A 16,246-nucleotide genomic window follows, 5' to 3' on the forward strand; every position below is an offset into this window, starting at 1 on the left:
TCTTGGGGTGGGCTTCATAGGCGTGACGCGCCCCGACGCAGGCCTTCCACGCCGCCCACAGGCACCAAAAAGCGTCCAGCAGTGTGCTGCTTGCGGCCGGTCAAGACGCGGTGGTCGCATTTGTTCCAGGGCGCTACCGACCAGATCAACAAACTGTCGGGGTGAACGTGAGCCCCGAGACCGCAACGAAGGGGCCTCCAGAAACAATGCCACCTTGGTCGTACGTCATCGAAAGCTGCGTCAGCGGCCCGGCCCACGTCACCGTGACGTTGCCGGCGGATGACGTGTTAGGCACACCGCCTGAAACAGAACTGACTGCCTGGTATGGGGAAGCCGCCGTGCCGCTGCCGGTGATCTGCGACCCCCGGACCCCGGAGAACCCGGGGGTGTTGATGACGATCCGGTCCTGGAAGGCCGAGTTGTCCCAATCGATGTCGGCGATGGTCAAGGACACGTTCGTGACGGGGGAGCTGAATGAGAAGGCGATGGTCTGCGCAGTGGTGGACGTGGCATTGGGGCAGGTCAGTGCCAGCCCCTGTCCTGCCGGGATTCCTCCGACGTTGCCGGTCGTGAGCGTCGAGTTTCTCGGCGCTCCGGTCGCGCCGGTGTTCGTGTAGGTCACCGTTGTGCCGCCGACAGTTGCCTTTTGTCCACTGGAGACGCTTGAGCTGCCCATCGCGGACCACGCCATCATCACGGGTGCGCACGGGCGGCTCGCTGCAACAGCGGGCGCGGGCGCGGTGACGGCGACGGCTGGGACGCTCCAGGCGACAGCCTTGGCGACCGCCCGTCTGGTCGGCGCCGCAGCGGATGACGTTACTTGCGGGTATGAATTCATGGATCAAGCATGACATGGGCGATCGTAGGGGGACTACAGTCGCTGGGGGCGCTCTGGCACACGTCATCGAAGCGAGCAGGCATGGCCATCGCGTGGGCGGAAGGAGCGGCGCTGGCGACCTCGTCGCTCCCAGCGGCTCAGGGGCGGAGCAGGGCACCTGGAGTTGGGCACACCATTGAAGTGTCTTCGTGGCCCTAAAGTGGGGGTGTGGGTGCCTGTGAAGAATGCCGTGGCTCAGGTTGGGCGTCCCAGTCGATGTGGTCTGAACGCCTAGCCGAGTGGCTGACGGTTCCTGCGGCCTGCCCCGCGTGTGAGGGAGCGGGATGAAACTGTGCCGTCGCTGCAGGCACGTCGCGGCGCAATGTGGGCGCCTTCGGTGTCTTTCTGTGGCGTGCTTTCCGGTTGTCGACGCCGTTTTCCGGTCCAACCACCCCCCGGGGCGATCAGGAATGGGCCGTCGAACGGTGCCAGCAAGCCCAGCCGGGTAGCAAACCTCCTCACGACGAGGCGCGTTGAGGCCCTGATCTATCGATGCGGCATCTGTCCATACTGCGCCATGGAGCGGATACATGCGCGGCCACCTCGAATCGCTTCTCAGCCGGTCCCGTTCCGTCGGCGCCTCCAACGGTTGACGTACCGTCTTCACAGGCACACATAGATTGCCCGGCTATGGCGTGGCGAGCTAGCATCAGAACCAGCACCCCCTCGACGAGCCACAGGAGCCACCATGAACCAGCCCTCTCGCCGCAAAGTGGCCGCAGGTATCGCCTGGAGCATCCCAGCCATCACTGTTGGCGCGGCCGCGCCCGCCGTTGCCGCATCCCAAGTCAGCCCCAGCATCAATCGCTCGTTCTACATCACGCGTTCCAGCTCAGGCTGCTCATCAGGCAGTCGCCGCCTCACCGTAGACAGCAAGAATGACGGCACGAGCTATTACCAGATCGTGAACGTCTCGCCGACATCATCTGTCACGGCCGTCTACGCCTCAGTTCTCGTCAACCTTTCAGGTTTGAGTTTCACCACAACGACAGGAAACTGGTCCGCGGTGCAGCAAGACTCGCAAACCTACTCCTACAACGGCGTCACGTACTATCGCTACTTCGCCAAGCTTCAGGTCGCGATTCCCGCACCGGTGAATGGAACCATCACCGTGCCCTCGCTGAGCTGGGTAAGTAACTGCACCGCATCCCTTTCCAACCCGGTGAGCGTGAATGGCCGTGGTATGGTCACCATTAACGGCCAGGATATCGAACAGGTCGGTCCTTTCCGCACACTGTGATGGTTGCTCGAAGTTCACGTCGCACCCATTCCTCCTTCGGAATTTCTTCTTCAATGCGACAGACCCTGACGTCGTTTCATGACGCCCCGCCCATTTCGGCGGGGATCTCGAGTGCGGCTGCTACCTACTCGAGGGCCTGATCATCAACCTCGACGCTGTCGAGGTGGCGTTGTAGGCCGGGGACGACGGCTTGGGTGTCATACCCCACCTGAGCGCCGCTTTCCAGGATCACTACTCGCTTCGGGGGGGGGGGGGGCGACGTCGGCCGCGGGCGACTTGATCCAGGTCACGCCTGGGGCATCACATCAGCTTCAGGGCGGCGTGATTCCATCAACGGTGCCGCGCCGCCCCTGACGGGGGCCCACAGCAGTTGATGGGCGTGAGTGCCACTCGGCTCGGTGATGGTGACGTCCGCCTCGCCGGCCCGGCGTAGTCGCGAGGCGACGGAGATACCACCATCACCGCCGCCGATGATGACGATGGCGTGGAACAGGGTTTCCTTCATGGATGCCCTTTCGGCGTAGGTGCGACGCGGTGCGTGGCGCGTCTCATGAGAGTTGTTTGCGAACACCGGAGACGCTCGGAGTGCCCGTGCTGCGGTTGTAAGGCAGTTTCGAGAGCATGGTGCCCATGGCGCAGGTGTTCGACAGCGCGGCGAACATCAGGCCGCCGCCCACAGCACCGGACAGCCACTTCGCCTTCGGTACGACGGTGCTGGCGAGTACGCCCGTGGCCACGAGCGAACCGGCGACTAGGCGCACCTGACGCTCCAGATCCCAGCGGGCCTGGCCGAACTCGACGTCATGACCGGCGTCGCGCCAGGCCTCGAAACCGCCGACGAGGACGCTCGTGTGCGGCACCCCGACCTTGGCCAGGGCCTGTTCGGCGCGTTCGGCGCGTGGGCCCATGCGACAGATGAGGACGGCGTCGCGGTTGATGCCGGCGCCGATCGCGGTGGCGTTCTTCTCGATCAGATCGACCGGCACGTTGATCGAACCGGGGATGCGCGCAGTGCCGTACTCGGCGGGGGTGCGCACGTCGAGCAGCAGTGTCTCGCCGGCCGTGACGGCGTCAGCGAGCTCGGCGGGGGTGAGGCGGTTTGCCAGGGCCATGAGAAATCTCCTTGAGTGGTGGATCGGCGGCTGCGACCAGCGGTCGCCGGGGGATTGGGGATCGGACGCGAGGGTCACAGGAGTTGGGGCAGGGCGCGCCACGCGGTGTACGCGGCGACGCACATCAAGAAGACGGCAAACCCGAGCTGCAGCATCCTCTTCGGGATGCGCTGGGCGAGCCGGCCGCCGAGCGCGGCTCCGATGACGGCGGTGGCGGCGAACGGCACCACGACATTCCATTCTAGATCCGCGCCGTCAGCAGAGTGGAACAACAACGAGGTGGCGCTGTTGATGACGACGACGAGCAGGGACGTGCCCACCGCATACGGCATGCAGTACCCGAGGGCCAAGGTGAGGGCGGGAACGATGGCGAACCCGCCGCCGACGCCGAAGAAGCCGGTGAGCAGGCCGACGCCGGTACCAGCCAGGGCCACCTTGACCAGGGCGAAGGTGTGCCCTCCGTTCTCCTCGCGCAACGGTCTCGGCACGCAGGCGGTGTTGTCGCGTTCGCGTCGTGCCCGCATGATCATCACCGTGGCGACGACGACGAGCAGCGCCGCGAACAGAGTGAGCAGTAGATTGCCGTCGACGCCGCGCGAGGCCCGGGTGCCGAGGTAGGCGCCGCCGATGCCGACGAGTCCGAAGAGCGCGCCCTGGCCCCACTGCACGGTGCCGGCGCGGTGGTGGCTCCACAGGCCGACGAGGGAGCTGATGCCGACGATGACGAGCGAACTCGTCGTCGCCTCGTGCGGGCTCTTGTCGAGCGCGTAGACGAGGACGGGCACCGTGAGGATGGCGCCCCCGCCGCCGAGCCCGGCGACGAGCAGACCGACGACGATTCCGGCGACGACGGCGATGAGCATGACGCTCAGGCCTCGCTGCCGTCGACGATGGCCAGCGACGTCTCGCGGGCGTTGTCGAACGCGTCGTCGACGGCGACGACGTGACGCCCGGCGGCGTCGAGCACGGACGCCGCGATCGAGGCCCGGTACCCACCGGCGCAGTGCACCCACACCTCGCCGGCGGGCACCTCGCCGACGCGGGTGATGATCTCGTGCAGCGGCACGTTGATCGCACCGTCGATGTGGCCGCTCGTGTACTCGCTGTCGCGTCGCACGTCGAGGACGACGACGTCACGGTGGTGACGCACCTGCGCGAGGTCGGCGAACGTGGCGCGCTCGAACGAACCGAGTTCACCACTCGTCCAGTCCTGCGGTGTGCCGGTGGCGGCGGCCTGGGGGCGTTCGATGCCGATGCGCACGAGCTCACGCTGCGCCTCAGCGACCTGCTCGCGGCTGTCGCCCAAGAGGGTCAGTGGCGTGCCCCACGGGATGAGCCACCCGAGGTAGGTGGCGAACTGGCCGTCGATGCCGAAGTTGAGGGCCTGCTTGACGTGGCCCTTCGCGTACGCCTGCCGGTTGCGCAGGTCGACGACCCATTCGCCGGCCTCGAGTGCGGCGCGGATAGCATCGGCGTCAGCCGCGGCGGGCTCGCTGAGGTCGGGGGCCGTGGCGGGCGCGTCGAGGTTGGCCGGGCCCATGTGGGCGTAGTAGGCGGGCCATGCCTCGAGCCCGGCGAGAATCTGTTCGACCCAGGTCTGCTCGTCCTCCATCAAAGCGGGGTTGGTGCGCTTCTCCGCCCCGATGGTCGAGGAGTCGGCGTCCGACTGGGTCGCCGAGCAGAAGCTGCCGAATCCGTGGGTGGGCAGAACCGCGGCGTCGTCGGGCACCTCATCGGCGATGCGGTGCGCCGAGGCGTACTGGTGGTGCACCAGAGGGTCGGTGTGCTCGGGGCCGAGCAGGTCGGGGCGGCCCGTCGAGCCGAACAGCAGGGAGCCGCCGGAGAAGATGCCCACCCGCTCGTCGTGCGAATCGAGCGCGTACGACAGGTGCGTGAACGTGTGTCCGGGGGTCGCCATGACGGTGACCGCAAGCGCGGGCGAGACCGTGATGACGTCACCGTCGTCCACTCCGACGCGTTCGAAACGCACCGGGTCGGCCACGTTGACGTGGTACGCGGCGCCCGTCGCGTCGGCCAGCGCGCGGCCGCCGGTGACGTAGTCGTTGTGAATGTGCGTCTCGAACACATGAGTGATCCGCACCCCTTCACGCTCGGCGAGATCGATGACGCGGTCGATGTCACGCTGCGGGTCGACGACGAGAGCGACCTCACCGTCGTGGGCCAGGTAGGAACGATCGCCGAGCGTCTTCGTGTCGATGGGGATGATCGTGGCCATGGCGTTCTCCTCGTGCGTACTGGGCTGAAAATATACCCCCGGGGGTATCTGTCGCCACCGTACTCGCATACCCCCGGGGGTATCAAGTAGAGTGGGGGCTTCATCGCAGTTCGAGTGGAAAGGCATCGGTGTGGAACTCTCTGCCGACGACATGGCTCCGGTGGTCAACCGGCTCAAGCGCGCCCAGGGTCAGCTGGGGGGTGTCATCCGCCTCATCGAAGAGGGCGGCGATTGCCAGAGCGTCGTCACCCAGCTCGCGGCGACAAGTCGCGCTCTCGATCGCGCCGGTTTCGCGATCCTCTCCTCGGGCCTGCAGCAATGCCTGGCGACGAAGGGCAGTGTCGAGGGCGAGGACGCGAAGACGTTGGAGAAGCTGTTCCTGACCCTGTCCTGAAGCGCCTACCGCTAGGCGTAGCTCAAACGAAGGGTTCTGCACCACCGAGGCGAGCAGGTGGCTCAACCCACCGTTTCTGCTAGAGCAGCGGTCAGGTGCCAGAACGAGATGTTGAGGTGTAGCTCAACGAATCTGTGAGCACGACCATCCGGCTCACAAATCCGACGCTGGCGCTCCCCGCTACGAGCTACTGCCGGGCAGCGAGGTACTCCACTGCGGGACGTGGTGAGCTGAAGACAGGGGTGGGCAGGTCGGTGAGCAACGCTTCCGCCGGGGCCATGCTGGCTTGAGCCAAGATGACGACATCTGCGGTCGTCGCCGCGGCCCGGGCGGTTCGTGCGATGCATTCGACGTATCCCACCTGGTCCCCGGCTTCGAACATGTCCCAGGCGCCCTTCGCCACGATCGACGTGGTCTCAACTTCGTGATCTGCCGCGCTGGCTTCTTCTTCAAGCAGCGCCAGCGTGGGCGCGAGAGTGGAGTCAAGGGCTGCGATGACGGCGATTCTGCGCCCGGCCTGGAAGGCGCGGGCAGCCATGGGCCGGTCCACTCTGAAGACCGGCACTCCCGGTTCGCTCTGCTCAGCAACGCTCCCAAGGGTTGAGCACGTGCAACAGATCAGCTCTACGCCCCGATCTTTCAGGCTGCGCAGGTGAGCCTCGACGCGGTCAGCGACCGACTGTGGACCATTCACGCGGGCATCAGTGAGAAGGGACTCGTCGACCACGTGCACGGGGTGCGCTTCGGGGGCGACCTCGCTCAGAAGGTTGTCGAAAGTTAGAACGTGGACTGGCGACGTGTGCAAGAAGCCGATGCGCGACATGTGTGCATTCTTCATCGCGTGGCGCACATCGGACTTGGCGATCTCAGCACCCACGGAGGGGCGGTGGCTGAAACGAAGGATTCTGCACCACCGAGGCGAGCAGACGTCCTGCGGCTGCATGGTAATCGTGAACCATCTCATCGTCCTTGAAAGCTCAGACACCAGGGCGGATGGTCACAATGTGCATGCTCTGCAGGTCGTCCAAGCGCACCCAGCTTCGCGGTGCACCTCCCTGCGTCACGATGAGGTGAGAAGGAGTCCCACATCTGCGATTTTCGTCCGCATTCGTCCCGCGGCAAGCACGGTGCGGCGACTCGGTGCTGACGGCGGCGTCGCTACTCTGTCGGGGTGAACATCCTCTCCATCCAGTCGTCGGTGGCCTATGGCCACGCCGGTAACTCGTCGGCCGTGTTTCCGCTGCAGCGCCTCGGGCACGAGGTGTGGCCCGTGTTCACCGTGCACTTCTCCAACCACACGGGCTACGGCGAGTGGCGCGGGCCGGTCTTCGATCCGGAGACGGTGCGCGACGTCATCACCGGCATCGAGGAGCGCGGCGTGCTGCCGCGCTGTGACGCCGTCCTGTCCGGCTACCAGGGCGCCCCGACGATGGGGGAGGTCATCGTCGACGCCGTCGCGCGCGTCAAGGCCGCCAACCCCGACGCGCTGTACTGCGCCGACCCCGTCATGGGCGACGTCGGCCGCGGTTTTTACGTGCGCGAGGGCATTCCGGAATTCATGCGGGACGTCGTCGTGCCCGCCGCGGACGTGCTGACGCCCAACCAGTTCGAGTTGGAGTTCCTCGTCGGGCGCACCGTCTCGACGGTGACCGACCTGCTCGACGCCGCCGACGCCCTGCGCGCTCGCGGCCCGAAGGTCGTGCTCGTCACCTCGGTGCAGACGGACGAGACACCCGCCGACTCGGTGCAGATGGCCGTCGTCAGTGACGAGGGGGCGTGGATCGTCACGACCCCGCTGCTACCCATGTACGTCGCCGGTTCGGGTGACGCGACAGCCGCGATCTTCGTGGCGCGCCTCATGACGTCGAGCCCCGCCGAGGCGCTCGCCGCGACGGCGTCGTCGATCTTCGCGGTGATGGAGCGCACTCACGACGCCGGTTCGCGCGAGATCCTGCTCGTCGACGCCCAGGAGGCCATCGCCTCGCCGCCGATGCAGTTCGCGGTGACGCAGCTGCGCTGAGGCCCCCTGGCCGCCCGAACGACACGGAGTGCCCGTCTTCACGAAGGAGGCGGGCACTCGTGCGTGAGGTGGACGCTCAGCCGCCGAGGAAGGCAATGAGCTTGATGATCTCCTCGGCCAGGCTCAGGCCGGACTTGATGAGTTTTTTCGTTGCTGGTCCCGCCAATGTCTTGCATGATTCTCCCCCAGGTTCGTCAAGGGGTGGGGCACCGATACCTCTGTGTTCCGGACGCCTTCGACACTTTCGAACGATGGTCCGTCTCTGCAGTCTCAACCTGGTGACATGAATCGCATGTCGCTTGGCAGAACCTGGTGAAACGTTGGGGGATGGTGCCGCGGCGTGTCCATCTGCCGTGAACGGTAGAAAGCCCAATACCGTGGGCGCATGGATCCGATCCGCAATCCGTACGCGCCCGGTGCCGGCCAGCGTCCGCCCGAGCTCGCCGGGCGCGACGAACAGATCAGCACGTTCGACGTCGTCGTCGCCCGCATCGCGAAGGGTCGACCCGAACGTTCGATCGTCCTCATCGGCCTGCGCGGCGTCGGCAAGACGGTGCTGCTCAACACCCTCCGGTCGGGCGCAGTGCGCGCGCACTGGGGCACCGGCAAGTTCGAAGCACGCCCCGATCAGCGCCTGCGCCGACCTCTGGCGTCAGCGCTGCACACGGCCGTGCGCGAACTTGGCCACCCGCAGGACGACGACGTCGACCACGTCCTCGGCGTCATCAAGAGCTTCGCGCAGCGCGACGTCGACCCCAAGGCCAAGCTGCGTGATCGCTGGAACCCGGGCATCGACGCCCCCGCCGTTCCAGGCCGTGCGGATTCGGGTGACATCGAGATCGACCTCGTCGAGCTGCTGACGGACGTCGGCGGCCTCGCGGCGGACGTCGGCAAGGGCGTCGCCATCTTCATCGACGAGATGCAGGATCTCGACCCCGAGGACGTGTCGGCGCTGTGCGCGGCGTGCCACGAGATGTCGCAGAGTTCGCTGCCCGTCATCGTCGTCGGTGCCGGCCTGCCGCATCTTCCGGCGGTGCTGTCGGCGCAGAAGTCGTATTCGGAGCGGCTGTTCCGATACGCGCGCATCGATCGTCTGCCTAGGGATGCCGCGTTCAAGGCGCTGCAGGGCCCCGCGCAGGACGAGGACGCCGAGTTCGCCGACGACGCCCTCGAGGCGATGTACGCCGCGACGGGCGGCTACCCCTACTTCATCCAGGCGTACGGCGCGACGGTGTGGGATCTCGCGCCCGGCTCGCCGATCACCGTGGAGGACGTGGCGGTCGCCGTCCCCGAGGCCGAGGCCGAGCTCGGTGTCGGGTTCTTCGGCTCACGCTACGAGCGCGCGACGCCCGGTGAGCGCGAGTACCTGCGAGCGATGGCGGACGCCGCGCAGCGTGTCGCCGACGCCGCAGCCGCCGACGAGTCGGGGGAGACGCCGGGGCTCGACGACATCGAATCGGTGCCGACGTCTCTCGTCGCCGAGGTGCTCGGGCGCAAGCCCCAATCACTCTCTCCCGCGAGGGATTCACTCATGAAGAAGGGGCTCGTGTACTCCGGCGAACGCGGACGGATCGCCTTCACCGTGCCGCACTTCGGCCGCTACCTGCGTACCGTGACGGCGGACTGAGCGGCGCGCGGGCGGCTGCGACGTCGCCCGCGCCGCACGTCACATCCCGAGCTTGGTCTTCGAGAACGCCGCGACGGCCGCGTCAGGGCCTTCGACGCTGACGCCCGAGCGCTCGCAACGACCGCTGAGGTGCATCATGAGGTCGACGGGCGAGCCGGTGAGCACGACGGCGCCCGCGTCGGTCGGTTTCTTCAGTTCGACGTCGCCGCGCTGCGGGGCGCGCAGCGTCACGCCGACGGGCGAGGAGCGCACGAGCAGCTTGCCCATCGTGGTCAGCGATGACCACACGGCGTCCTCGGTGCCCTCGGGCAGCGGCGGCAGCGTCGCCTGCACGTGGGTGGGCTGTGCGCGCCGGACATCTTCGGCGTGCGTCGCGTACTCGACGAGGTTGACGCGCTCGTTGATGGCCGGCACCTGCATCGGGCTCAACTTGCCCGGCCCGCTGCGCACCTCGTCGACGAGGGTTGCGTAGGGCTTCTTCGAGCGCGCGTCCTGCACCTTCTCGGTGTGACCGGCGAAGGCGGGGATGAAGATACCGGGCATCGCGTCCGGGCGGCGATCACGGATGACGAGGTGGGCGGCGAGGTCGCGCGCGGTCCATCCCTCGCACAGGGTCGGCGCGTCGGGGCTGACGGCGGCGAGCAGGTCGGCGACGTGGTGGCGCAGGGCGGGAGCAAGAGTCATGCGTCCACCCTTCCACGGATGAGCATCCCCCGGCAGCACCCATCGGAAGGGGTGAGTGACGTTCGTGTACGCGCGGTGGCGCGCGCCACCCACTCTGGGCGGGTGACGACGGCGAAGATCTGGGCGGGAATAGCCATCCACGCCACCATGCTGCTCGGCGAACTGATCCTGCTGTACGTCTTCGCGACGTCGGCCGTCAACGTCACTTCGACGCGCACGTCCTCGTGCACTCGGCGCTGAGCTTCTTCTACAACGCGATCGTGCTGGCGGTCGGCCTTCGGATCATCACGGTCGGCTGACGGCGTTTCACGTGAAACATCGACGCTGACGGCGGTGCGCCCCGAGCCGGCGGCGCGGCGGTTGGCGTCGCATGTCATGCGTCGTATGGCGTCAGCGTCAGCCCTCGTGCCGCACCCGGCTGACGATCGCGCCACCGACGAGTCCGAGCAGGCCGGGGACGACCCAGCCGAAGCCGTTCTCGAACCATGGCAGGACGGTGCGCGCGCCGTCGACGAGAGCGTCGCGGCCTGCCGGTGCTGACGGCAGCGCGGCGAGCAGGTCGAAGAGCGCGGCGACGCCGACGCACGCGACGACACCGACGAGGATGCTGCGTCGGCCCTTCAGCCACGGCGACGCGAGGCCGAGCAGGATGAGCGCGATCGCGAGCGGGTAGAGGAACATGAGCAGCGGCGTCGACCAGGAGATGATGGCGCTGAGGCCGATGTTCGACACGGCGAACGAGACGCCCGTGAACGTCAGTGCCCACGCGCGGTACCCGAGGCGGGGGAACATCTCGGCAAACATCTCCGCGCAGGCCGTGACGAGGCCGATCGAGGTCTTGAGGCACGCGACGAGCACGATCGCGGCGATGAGCACCTGCCCGAACGAGCCGAAGGAGTGTCGGGAGATGCCGGCCAGCGCGGTGCCGCCGTTGTCGGCGGTGATGACGCCGATCGACGTCGCACCCATCCATGCGAGCGAGGCGTAGATGGCCGCCATTCCGAGGACGCTGACGATGCCGCTCTTCGCGGTCTCGACGGCGATGCGTCGCGGGCTCGTGATGCCGAGGCGGCGTACCGCGTCGATGATGACGATGCTGAACGCGAGGGAGGCGAGGGCGTCCATCGTGTTGTAGCCGTCGAGGAAGCCGCGGGTGACGGGGCCGTCCGCGTACGGGCCCTTGGGGGCGGCGGTGACGTCGTGCGTCATCGGTTTCACGAAGGCGGCGACGATGAGCGCGCCGAGCAGCACGAGGAATCCGGGGGTGAGGTAACGCCCGACCCAGTCGATCAGCTTGCCGGGACGCAGCGCAGCGGCCGCGGTGAGGGCGAAGAAGATCGCGGTGAATGCGAGCAGCGCCCATGTCTGTGCGCCGGCGGGCACCGATTCGGCGAGGCCGATCTCGTACGAGACGGACGCGGTGCGCGGGATCGCGAATGCCGGCCCGATCGTCAGGTACAGCAGGCACGTGAAGACGACGGCGAAGCGTGGGTCGACGCGCGCCGCGAGTTCGCGGACGTTGCGCGTGCCCGACAGGGCGGAGGCGATGACGCCGAGGACGGGCAGGCCCGTTGCGGTGATGAGGAACCCGATCGTCGCGAACGTGGTGTGCGACCCGGCTTCGCGGCCCATCTGCACGGGGAAGATGAGGTTGCCGGCGCCGAAGAACAACCCGAACAGCATCGTCCCGACGAGGAGTGTCTGTGCCGGACGCAACCGCGACGGCGTGGATGAGGAAACGGTCGGTGCGGCAGCAGAACTCACGCCGGTCAGTATGACAAGGACGGCGGGCCGAGGGGGCAGGGCGCCACCGCGTCCCGGGCCAAGGCCAGGAGCTGGCCTTGCCCATCTCGGCACCACGAATGTGAGCGCCCTGGCCGAAAACGAGCTTCATGTCGCTCGTGTTCGACCAGGACGACGCTCACATTCGAGAGACGGTCACCCGGCGGCTTCGGCATCGCGCAGCCGCCGGGCCTGCGTCAGCTCGTCGCCTTCGTCAGGTCGTAGACGGTGACGCCACCGACCGTCGTGGCCTTGTAGTGCGCCTTGACCCAGGCGGTGATCTGCGCGCCCGAGCCGGAGTTGCCCCCCGGGCCGCCGCCCATGCCACCGCCGGCGATGAAGTACGTGATGTCGCCGTTCTTCACGTACTGCTGGAACTGCGCGAGCGTGACGTTGTCGTCACTGCCGCTCCAGCCGCCGATCGACATGACGGCCGTGTCGCTGCTCAGGATGTACCCGGCTGCACTCTGATCGCCGATGACGGCCGCGGACCACTTCGAGTTCGTCGCGTCGAGCAACTTCACCAACGCCGCGTTGGACGTCGAACCGCCCTGCGCGCCGGCGGAACCCGCGGAACGCTGCGTACCCGTCGTCGAACCCGAGGCCCCGGCCTCGCTCGACGAGCCGGACGACGCCGCCGAACCGCCACTCGACGCCGCGCCGGAAGCTGAGCCCGAGCCGCCACTCGACGGAGCTGCACCCGAAGGAGCCGTACCCGACGGCTTGGTGCCCGACGGAGCCTGACCCGCCGCACCCGACGAGCCGGTCGTCCCAGAACCAGCCGGGCCAGCAGAACCCGTCGAACCACCAGGCGCACCCTGGGCGCCGCCGGGAGCCGAGCCCATCGACCCCATGCCGCCGCGTGCTCCGGCAACGGCAGGGCCGGCAGTCGGCATCGAGCCGTTGTGGCCGCTCGCCATCGTCGCGAACGTGTACGCCGACGTTCCACCGATGCCACCGAGCACCCCCACGACGAGGCCGGTGACGGCGACGCGGCGCGCACGCGCACCCCATGCCGGCGCGGCGACGAACGTCATCGCCCCGAGCACCGCAGCGATCGCGCAGACCCACTTGAGCCACGGCATCCAGCCGGACGCAGACGTCGTCAGCACCCGGAAGCTCCAGACACCGCTGACGCAGATCGCCGCGCCGAGCACGACGCGCCACAGCAGCGACGAGCGTCGCGCGAAGACCTCACGACCACCGACGGCGATGCACGCGGCGACGGCCGGCGCGAGCGCCACGGCGTAATAGGAGTGCACGGTGCCCTTCATGAACGACAGGCACAGCATCGTCACGACGAGCCAGCCGCCCCACAGCACGAGTGACGCGCGCACGAGATCGGTGCGCGGTGCACGACGACGAGCGACGAGGCCTGCCACGAGCAGCACGAGGGACGCGGGCAGCAACCACGAGATCTCGCCGGCGAACTGGCTGTTGAACATGCGGAACAGCCCAGCGGTGCCACCGAATCCACCACCGCCGGCGCCACCACCGCCCCCGGCGTTGCCGTCGCCGCCGAGGATGCGGCCGAGGCCGTTGTAGCCGAGCGCTAGTTCCCATTCGGAGTTGTTCGTCGAGCCGCCGATGTAGGGGCGAGAGCCGGCCGGCCAGGCCGCGACGAGCGCCACGAACCAGCCGGCGCCGACGATGACGCTGACGAGCGCCGCCGCGAGGTGCTTGATGCGCGTGCCCAGCGAGAAGCGTGCCGCCACGAGGTAGGCGAGACCGAGGCCGGGCAGGACGAGCAGGCCCTGCAGCATCTTCGTCAGGAACGCGAAGCCGATGAGCAGTCCGGCGCCGACCATCCACCGCAGCGCGGTAGCCGAGGCGGAGCGAACCCGCCCGCGCCGCGTCGTCGTCGGCTCGTCACGTCCGCTCACCTCGATGGCGCGCACGACGCAGTAGGCGGCGGCCGTCATGAGCAGGACGAGCATCGCGTCGGGGTTGTCGAAGCGGAACATGAGCGCCGCGACGGGCGTCATCGTCACGATCAACCCGGCGAGCAGGCCCGCCGCGTGCCCCGACCAGCGGCGCACCGCGCCGTACGTCAGGCCGACGGTGCCGACGCCCATGAGCGCCTGCGGCAGCAGCAGCGAGAACGACGAGAAGCCGAAGATCCGCGCGGACAGCCCCATGACCCACAAGGAGGCCGGGGGCTTGTCGACGGTGATCGCGTTGCTCGAGTCGAGCGAACCGAACAGCCACGCCTTCCAGTCCTTCGACGCCGATTTCGCTGCGGCAGCGTAGAACTCGTTCGCGTAGCCGGAGTTCGTCAGGTTCCAGCCGTACACGACGGCGGCCAGCGTCAGCAGCGCGAACAGCGCCGGTCGCGCCCAGTTCGGGTCGTCATCGGCGCCGCGCACGAGGCGCCGCAGCCGGTCCTGACGCCGTGGGGGTGCCGCCGCGGAGTGCGGGGTGGCACCCCCCGCCAGCTCGCGGGCCCGACGGCCGTCGCGGCGCGATCGCAGCAGGCGCGTCGGTGTGGTGGTGGTCATCGCGGATCCCTCCGTCGCAGTCTCGGCGCCGATGCGCCCGGTGATGACGACGACTCTCGCGGCCGGCGCTTTGCTGCCCGCGTGGCGCCCCTGTGCGCCGTCTGTGAGCGGTTCGCCATCACGCCCCGCTCGACCTGCGCGGCCCCGCCCCGCTTGATCCAACGGGCGACGTCCCACCCCGCCACCCTTGAGATCGGCCCAAGGGCGCTGATCGTGTTGCGACCGAACGAAGTACGGTATGAGGCATGTCTGCCGCAGCGCCGCGAGGGCCGAGATCGCGGGGTTCGGTGAGGTTCAGAAGCCTCGCGCGGGCGGTGGGGCCGCGGCTGCTGCGCGGTGTCGTCGCAGCGGCCGTCCTGTGCTTGCCCGTCGCGGTGCTCGCGCTGCTCGTCACGCGCCACTTCGCTCCGATCGTCGACCTCGACGAGCGAGTCGTCGTCGCGGCCACCGACGTCACGCGCGCACACCCCGGGTTCGAGGACGCATTGATCGGGTGGCAGTCCGCGTTCCACCCGACGATGGTCTACCTCTACGCGATTCCCGTCGCCGTCTGGACGTGGCTGCGCGGCTTCCGGGCCCGCACGATCTGGGGCGTCGTGACGATGCTCGTCGGCTGGAACCTCGGCCTGCAGGTCAAGCTCATCGTCGAGCGGGCGCGCCCCGTCATCGCCGACCCCGTCAGCCATGCGCCGGGCTACAGCTTTCCCAGCGGCCACGCGTTCAACGTCGCGATGATGGTGACGACGTGCCTCATCATGGCGTGGCCGCTCGTGCGGCGCTGGCCCCCGCTCATCCGCGCCGCAGCGGTGGCGGTGGGGGTGCTCGTCGTCGTCCTGACGATGCTCGATCGCATCTTCCTCGGCGTCCACTTCCCGAGCGACGTGACGGCGGGCGTCCTGCTCGCGCTGGGCCTGTCGTCCGCGTCGTATCTCGGTTTCAGCCATCGGCCGAAGGGCCACCTCGAGGAGGATTCGTGACCACCGCTCACCCCGACCATCACGACGGTGGGCGCGAGGCGTCAGCCCGCCCGACGCCCAAGGAGGTGCTCGTCTCCATCCTGAAGCGCGCTGTCCTGCCGGCTCTCGTGGCGTTCGGGGTGCTCATCGCCATCGGCAAGATCATCATGAACGTGTTCGACGAGATCCCGGCCGAGGACACGCTCTCGCGGGATGTCGCCGGGTGGCGCACCGCCTCGCTCAACCCGATCTCCAAGACCGTCTCGACGATCAACGACACGTGGTTCACGATCGGCGGGTCGGTCGTCGTCGCGCTCGTCATCCTCGTGCTGACGCGCAAGTGGTGGCTCGCCATCCTGCCGGTCCTCGCGATCAGCCTCGAGGCGAGTGTCTTCGTGCCGGTGACTAAGATCGTCAACCGTCCGCGCCCCGAGGTCGAGCGCCTCGACCCGCACGCGCCGCCGACGTCCAGCTTTCCGAGCGGGCACACCGCGGCGTCGTTCGCGTTGTTCTGGAGCATCATGCTGCTCGCACAGCGCATCCCGAACGTGCTCGCGCGCCGCATCGTCCAGGTCGTCTGCTTCGTCTTCCCGTTCTGCGTCGGCTTCGCGCGCCTGTACCGCGGCATGCACCACCTCAGCGATGTCATCATCGGCGCGCTGCTCGGCATGCTGTGCGCGGGCATCTCCTACGCGGCGATCCGCGCGACGGAACGTCAGGCCGCCGAGCGAGCGGACGGGGTTCGCGGCTGAGTCACCGCCTGGCGGGTTCGAGCCGGAAAAGCTCTCCTCAGGTCAAGAACGCAGGCAGAAAGCCTGCG

Annotated in this window: 16 protein-coding genes; 8 read left to right on the top strand and 8 right to left on the bottom strand. The window is 68.1% G+C overall.

What is annotated here, in order from left to right; genetic code table 11:
• Nucleotides 1-161: 161 nt before the first annotated feature.
• Nucleotides 162-617 (top strand): hypothetical protein, encoded by a 456-nt coding sequence (locus EDC82_RS00975; protein ID WP_131940286.1) that lies wholly within the window; start codon nucleotides 162-164, stop codon nucleotides 615-617.
• Nucleotides 618-1,565: 948 nt separating this feature from the next.
• The gene (locus EDC82_RS00980; RefSeq protein ID WP_131940288.1) at nucleotides 1,566-2,117 is read left to right on the top strand and encodes a hypothetical protein; all 552 of its coding nucleotides are present in this window, start codon (nucleotides 1,566-1,568) and stop codon (nucleotides 2,115-2,117) included.
• Between the two features lie 286 nt (nucleotides 2,118-2,403).
• On the opposite strand, the gene EDC82_RS00985 is transcribed toward EDC82_RS00980, so the two are convergent.
• The 4 genes from EDC82_RS00985 to EDC82_RS01000 form a co-directional block, all read right to left on the bottom strand.
• Nucleotides 2,404-2,622, bottom strand: coding sequence for a hypothetical protein (locus tag EDC82_RS00985; RefSeq protein ID WP_006943529.1), 219 nt, complete (start codon nucleotides 2,620-2,622; stop codon nucleotides 2,404-2,406).
• Between the two features lie 43 nt (nucleotides 2,623-2,665).
• Nucleotides 2,666-3,229, bottom strand: coding sequence for a rhodanese-like domain-containing protein (locus EDC82_RS00990; RefSeq protein ID WP_006943561.1), 564 nt, complete (start codon nucleotides 3,227-3,229; stop codon nucleotides 2,666-2,668).
• Nucleotides 3,230-3,303: 74 nt separating this feature from the next.
• Nucleotides 3,304-4,092, bottom strand: coding sequence for a sulfite exporter TauE/SafE family protein (locus tag EDC82_RS00995; RefSeq protein ID WP_006943505.1), 789 nt, complete (start codon nucleotides 4,090-4,092; stop codon nucleotides 3,304-3,306).
• A gap of 5 nt (nucleotides 4,093-4,097) precedes the next feature.
• A complete protein-coding gene (locus EDC82_RS01000) occupies nucleotides 4,098-5,465 on the bottom strand; it encodes an MBL fold metallo-hydrolase (protein ID WP_006943542.1) in 1,368 nt (455 codons plus the stop codon).
• A gap of 130 nt (nucleotides 5,466-5,595) precedes the next feature.
• Between EDC82_RS01000 and EDC82_RS01005 the strand changes: the two genes are divergently transcribed.
• Nucleotides 5,596-5,859 (top strand): metal-sensitive transcriptional regulator, encoded by a 264-nt coding sequence (locus tag EDC82_RS01005; RefSeq protein WP_006943555.1) that lies wholly within the window; start codon nucleotides 5,596-5,598, stop codon nucleotides 5,857-5,859.
• A 187-nt stretch (nucleotides 5,860-6,046) separates the two neighbouring features.
• Here the strand turns inward: EDC82_RS01005 and EDC82_RS01010 are convergent, their stop codons facing one another.
• Nucleotides 6,047-6,736, bottom strand: a complete 690-nt coding sequence (locus EDC82_RS01010) for an aspartate/glutamate racemase family protein (protein ID WP_197418819.1) — start codon at nucleotides 6,734-6,736, stop codon at nucleotides 6,047-6,049.
• A 294-nt stretch (nucleotides 6,737-7,030) separates the two neighbouring features.
• Here EDC82_RS01010 and pdxY point away from each other — a divergent pair, with 294 nt between their 5' ends.
• Together pdxY and EDC82_RS01020 are read left to right on the top strand one after the other, a co-directional pair.
• Nucleotides 7,031-7,879: a pyridoxal kinase PdxY gene (gene pdxY / locus EDC82_RS01015; RefSeq protein ID WP_006943528.1), complete on the top strand. Its 849-nt coding sequence runs from the start codon at nucleotides 7,031-7,033 to the stop codon at nucleotides 7,877-7,879.
• Nucleotides 7,880-8,264: 385 nt separating this feature from the next.
• Nucleotides 8,265-9,506 carry an ATP-binding protein gene (locus tag EDC82_RS01020; RefSeq protein ID WP_062256106.1) on the top strand — a complete coding sequence of 414 codons (1,242 nt, stop codon included), beginning with the start codon at nucleotides 8,265-8,267 and terminating at the stop codon, nucleotides 9,504-9,506.
• A 39-nt stretch (nucleotides 9,507-9,545) separates the two neighbouring features.
• Here the strand turns inward: EDC82_RS01020 and EDC82_RS01025 are convergent, their stop codons facing one another.
• Complete coding sequence (locus tag EDC82_RS01025; protein WP_131940290.1) at nucleotides 9,546-10,190, bottom strand: TIGR03085 family metal-binding protein; 645 nt, start codon at nucleotides 10,188-10,190, stop codon at nucleotides 9,546-9,548.
• Nucleotides 10,191-10,292: 102 nt separating this feature from the next.
• Here EDC82_RS01025 and EDC82_RS01030 point away from each other — a divergent pair, with 102 nt between their 5' ends.
• Nucleotides 10,293-10,430, top strand: a complete 138-nt coding sequence (locus tag EDC82_RS01030; protein ID WP_156444882.1) for a hypothetical protein — start codon at nucleotides 10,293-10,295, stop codon at nucleotides 10,428-10,430.
• Nucleotides 10,431-10,586: 156 nt separating this feature from the next.
• Here EDC82_RS01030 and brnQ read toward each other — a convergent pair whose 3' ends face one another.
• Together brnQ and EDC82_RS01040 are read right to left on the bottom strand one after the other, a co-directional pair.
• Complete coding sequence (gene brnQ, locus EDC82_RS01035) at nucleotides 10,587-11,954, bottom strand: branched-chain amino acid transport system II carrier protein (RefSeq protein WP_082740450.1); 1,368 nt, start codon at nucleotides 11,952-11,954, stop codon at nucleotides 10,587-10,589.
• Between the two features lie 215 nt (nucleotides 11,955-12,169).
• Complete coding sequence (locus EDC82_RS01040; protein ID WP_006943502.1) at nucleotides 12,170-14,470, bottom strand: glycosyltransferase family 39 protein; 2,301 nt, start codon at nucleotides 14,468-14,470, stop codon at nucleotides 12,170-12,172.
• A gap of 245 nt (nucleotides 14,471-14,715) precedes the next feature.
• On the opposite strand from EDC82_RS01040, the gene EDC82_RS01045 reads away from it, so the two are divergent.
• Both EDC82_RS01045 and EDC82_RS01050 read left to right on the top strand, forming a co-directional pair.
• On the top strand, nucleotides 14,716-15,447 hold the full coding sequence (locus EDC82_RS01045) for a phosphatase PAP2 family protein (RefSeq protein ID WP_131940294.1): 732 nt from the start codon (nucleotides 14,716-14,718) through the stop codon (nucleotides 15,445-15,447).
• Nucleotides 15,444-16,178 (top strand): phosphatase PAP2 family protein, encoded by a 735-nt coding sequence (locus EDC82_RS01050; RefSeq protein ID WP_131940296.1) that lies wholly within the window; start codon nucleotides 15,444-15,446, stop codon nucleotides 16,176-16,178. Before EDC82_RS01045 ends, EDC82_RS01050 begins: the two co-directional genes overlap by 4 nt.
• Nucleotides 16,179-16,246 lie beyond the last annotated feature (68 nt).

The organism is Dermacoccus sp. SAI-028, assembly GCF_004346775.1.
Taxonomy (GTDB): Bacteria; Actinomycetota; Actinomycetes; order Actinomycetales; family Dermatophilaceae; genus Dermacoccus; species Dermacoccus nishinomiyaensis.